This window comes from uncultured Campylobacter sp. (assembly GCF_937997405.1).
GTDB lineage: Bacteria > Campylobacterota > Campylobacteria > Campylobacterales > Campylobacteraceae > Campylobacter_B.
This window is the reverse complement of the sequence record NZ_CALKTL010000006.1, coordinates 1-4,013: the sequence shown is the minus strand read 5'-3', so window position 1 is coordinate 4,013 and position 4,013 is coordinate 1. Positions and strand designations below refer to the sequence as shown.

The following is a 4,013-nucleotide window of genomic DNA, read 5'->3' as shown; positions in this document are numbered from 1 at the left end:
ACAAATGTTCAATTAAAATGACAAGTGGAGATATTTGGTGTTATAGTTGCTTAAAAAAAAGTGAAGAAAATAAATTAAAATGGTTAAAGAATTTTAGAATTATAGCTATTATTGGAGGGATTTTATGGATATTAATTTTATTCTTAAATATCAAAGAACATGGAACAGGAGGAATTATCCGAGGACTTATTATAGGTTTTTTAGTAGCTTGTCTTCCAATATCCTATTTTTATAACTCTAATCTGGTGGAATCTCCTGAAGCTGCAAAAACTTCAGTAATTATAAAATTTATAGTAAAGTTTATACTAGGACCTTTTATTTTGGTAAAGGCAATAAAATTTTATAAATTTTTAGAAGAAGGAGGTAAAGCTAATGAAAGAATAGAAAAAGAATTGGAAGAGGCAAACACAAAAGATTTTTGTGAAAGGAATGAGTCATGGATTTTAGATATAGAAGTTAGAGCAAAAGAATTAGAAAAAAAATATAATGTAGAAGACATGAGAATATTTAAAGATAGATGTATATTTATGAAAGAAGTTATAGAAGATGCGAAAAATATAAAAGAAGGAGAAAAAGGAAAAATAAAAGATGAAGTATTAAGAAATTATGAAGAAAGATTAGAAAAAGTAATAGAAAGAAAAAAAACCTTAGAAAAAAAATACCCTAGCAATATATCAAATTATGATAAGTTAGCTTTTCAAAAAGTAAAAAAAATGAATTTGAATTTTTAATTGCCTCCGTGCCGGATAGAGAAAAAGTAGTAGCCGAGATTTGGCATATGGACAGAGAGGCTTTAATAGAGATCAACCATGAAACGAATAAGCTTTTGGTCGCTGCTACCGAGACTCGGCATAATATCAATTTTTACGAGCTTATATGGGCGCTATATGCTGGGGGATTATGGCTAAAAGATGGAAATCAAACACCGAATTTTACGGAGCAATTTGAGAAATTTTCAAAAAGAAACGGAAGATGTTCGAAAAATATCTTTAAATTTACAAGATATGAGAATAAAGTGAGTATAGAACATAAAGGCAATCTAATAGCGCATGTCATAAAAGATGGCGACGCCCTATCGGTAGGTTTGTTAAATTTTGGATTTGAATTAAAAGACTGCGTAGAGCTCGAAAATTTCGTATGGGCTTTGCAAAATTCTAGGAAACTGCTAGATAGCGCGGTCAGCTGAGTATCACAATTAAAAACATTATAAAGGATAATAAAATGACCGATTATTTCGTAAGAAAAGAAAGCGCGATAAAATTAAATAAGCTTTTGGGATTAGATTCGACGGGAAATGAGCAAGATTGGGAGCTAGAATTAGCAGACATCGGCAAAATTACGTCAATGCTAAATTTACTAGAAGACAAGACATTAAATTTCCAAGACAAGATTGCTCTATCGCATTTAATTGTCGCTTCGTTTGAGAAAGAGGATGAAGAGCTAGGCACAGTAGACAAAGACAGGATTAAAATATTTGCCGACTTTCTGGACGATAACTTGCAAATCAAAAATATCATACGAGAATACTGGGTAGTTGCGTATGAGAATTTGAGCAAAAATTTAGCCTATTTGATCTTTGGGGATAAATAAAGATATTAAATTTGTGAAATTCTAAATATAAAATTAAGTATAAAGAAAAAATGGCTAAAATTTTGTTGATATCGTCGATATAGGTAGAAATAAAGGATTAAATAATGCAGCCCAAAATTAGAAATTTGTGTTTATCGTTAGAAAATAGAATTTTAAATCTACATCCTTTTGATCCCGAGCAAGTATGCTGCTGCATAGCGACATGGTTTATGGAAAATAAAATTTTGTTTCTTATGAAAGAATACGACGGTTGCGGCTTGGACGAGCTGTTAAAGTTAAATTTTAAAGATTATCCGACCGAGCTATCGATTTACGGCGACGGAAAAGCGAAGGATCTCTTTGGCGTAAAGATCATCAAATCGGACAAATACCGCTTGATAAATAAAATTAGAGCATTAAAAGATCAAAAGAGCTTAAGACTAGTCTACGAGGAATTAAACTCGATTGTATTTGACAGCTTGGTAGTTAGCGTGGATTTGGACTTGGCGTGCGAATACCCGCAATGGTCGCCTAGCGATTATAGAGTTATGTTGAATGAAGCGACGGACGAAATCGTTTTTGCCTGTATAAACTGCGAGAAGAAATTTTATCCGCATACTCTTACCGAGTGCCAAATAGATTGTAATCTTGCTATTCCTAAACGCGAATATTTTATCAATTAACTATTTCAATCATTTCTTTTATAGCTAACTTTTGGTAGCCAAGAAAGAAGCGGACGATAAGGGCTAAAATTATTTAACCCAGTCTAAATTTAACCCACTCCGGCACATTAAATTTCACGATCGATTTGCGCTAAGGCGCCCAGGCATCGCCAAGCCCGAGCGCCGTTAAATTTCAAATTTAAAATTGTCCGAAAAGATCGTTAAGTGCCTCGCTGATGCTTGGATGCATAAAAATTTGATTTTTGAAAAAGTCTGCCTTCGCGCCCAGTGCCATGGTGATCGCCAGCTCATTAACGATCTCGTGCGCGTTTACGCAGTGAAGCGCCGCGCCTAAAATTTCGCCGCTAGCTGCGTCCACGACCGCCTTCATCATTCCCTCGTCGTGCGCTACGACCTTGGCGCCGGGCACCGCTGCCATCGAAAGCTTCAGCACCTTGATCTCGCGCCCACTCTCTCTTGCCTGCCTCTCGCTAAGGCCGATGCGAGCTAGCGGCGTGCGGGTAAACAGCACACTTGCATGCGGCGCGCGGTTTTTCGTAGTACGCGCGCCGTCTCCGAAAAGCGCGCTAAAAATTATCCTAAAATCATCTAAGCTAGTGTAGGTAAACATCTCGCCGCCGCGCACGTCGCCTGCTGCGTAGATGCCAGCAGCTGAGCTTTGCAGATGCTCATTCGTGATGATATTGCCGTGCGCGTCCGTCTGCACCCCCGCAGCGGCTAAATTTAGATCATTCGTATTCGCGCGACGGCCGAGGGCGTATAAAAACGCATCCGCCGCGATCGCCTTGCTCTCGCCCGCGAGATCAAATTTTAGCTCGCCGCCCTTTAAGCTCAAAAACTCGCAGCCCTCGATAATCTCCACGCCTTGGGCCTGCAGAGCGGATTTGACGCTGGCGGACACGTCCTCATCTTCGTTTTTCATAAATTTCGATCGCATCAGCACGCTGACTTTAGAGCCAAACCCCGCAAACATCGAGGCAAACTCAAGCCCGATAAATCCGCCGCCGATGATTACTAGATGCTTCGGCAGGATCTTTAAATTTAAAATTTCTTCGCTGCTATAAGCGATCTGAGAACTTACCTCAAAGCTAGGCTCGACCTCCCTTGAGCCCGTATTTACGACGATCGTTCCTGCTGAAATTTCACGCGTCTGTCCGTCAGGACTTAGCACGCGCACGGAATTAGCGCTAGCAAAAGAGCCCTCGCCGTCGATTACGTCGATATTCGGGTTACCCTTTAGCATTGCTAAATTTTTCGCCCTCAGCGCCTCTACGAGTTCGTCCTTTTTCTGCATGCTCAGCACGAAATACTCTCCGAGCACGCTAAAATTTACGAAGCCAGCTTCCTTGCTCGCCGTAACTAGCCGCTTGGTTGGGATGCAGCCTACGTTGATGCAGGTGCCGCCGTACATCTGCGGCGAGCGCTCGATGAGAGCGACCTTTTTGCCCAGTGCGGCGGATTTTGCGGCAAGGGTTTTACCCGCTTTGCCAAAGCCTATTACGATGATATCATAATCCATTTTTAATCCTTTTGATCTGAAATTTCGCGGGATTATAAGAGGTTTTATTAAATTTAAAATCTGAGTGGTACAAATTTAAAGGCCCAGGCAAGAGGCGTGAAATTTTACGACGAAATTTTAACTTTGGCACAGAATTTAATGCGGAAAATAAAAATTTCAGCCCTAATCGTTTCAAAAATTCTGCATCGATAGAATTAAAATTTTAAGCGCGGGATACGTGGCATTTTATAGCACTTGGTAAC

General features: G+C 39.6%; 5 protein-coding genes. 4 read left to right on the top strand and 1 reads right to left on the bottom strand.

Features of this window, described 5'->3' with window-relative positions; genetic code table 11:
• The 4 genes from Q0372_RS00340 to Q0372_RS00325 all read left to right on the top strand — a co-directional run.
• Nucleotides 1-731: hypothetical protein (locus tag Q0372_RS00340; RefSeq protein ID WP_298101300.1), on the top strand; the 731-nt coding region annotated here is incomplete at its 5' end.
• Between the two features lie 47 nt (nt 732-778).
• On the top strand, nt 779-1,186 hold the full coding sequence (locus Q0372_RS00335) for a hypothetical protein (RefSeq protein ID WP_298101297.1): 408 nt from the start codon (nt 779-781) through the stop codon (nt 1,184-1,186).
• A 35-nt stretch (nt 1,187-1,221) separates the two neighbouring features.
• On the top strand, nt 1,222-1,590 hold the full coding sequence (locus Q0372_RS00330) for a hypothetical protein (RefSeq protein ID WP_297881113.1): 369 nt from the start codon (nt 1,222-1,224) through the stop codon (nt 1,588-1,590).
• A gap of 104 nt (nt 1,591-1,694) precedes the next feature.
• Nucleotides 1,695-2,252: a hypothetical protein gene (locus Q0372_RS00325; RefSeq protein WP_298101295.1), complete on the top strand. Its 558-nt coding sequence runs from the start codon at nt 1,695-1,697 to the stop codon at nt 2,250-2,252.
• Between the two features lie 178 nt (nt 2,253-2,430).
• On the opposite strand, the gene Q0372_RS00320 is transcribed toward Q0372_RS00325, so the two are convergent.
• Entirely contained in the window at nt 2,431-3,771 is a 1,341-nt protein-coding gene (locus Q0372_RS00320) for an FAD-dependent oxidoreductase (RefSeq protein WP_298101293.1), read from the bottom strand.
• Between the last annotated feature and the right edge of the window lie 242 nt (nt 3,772-4,013).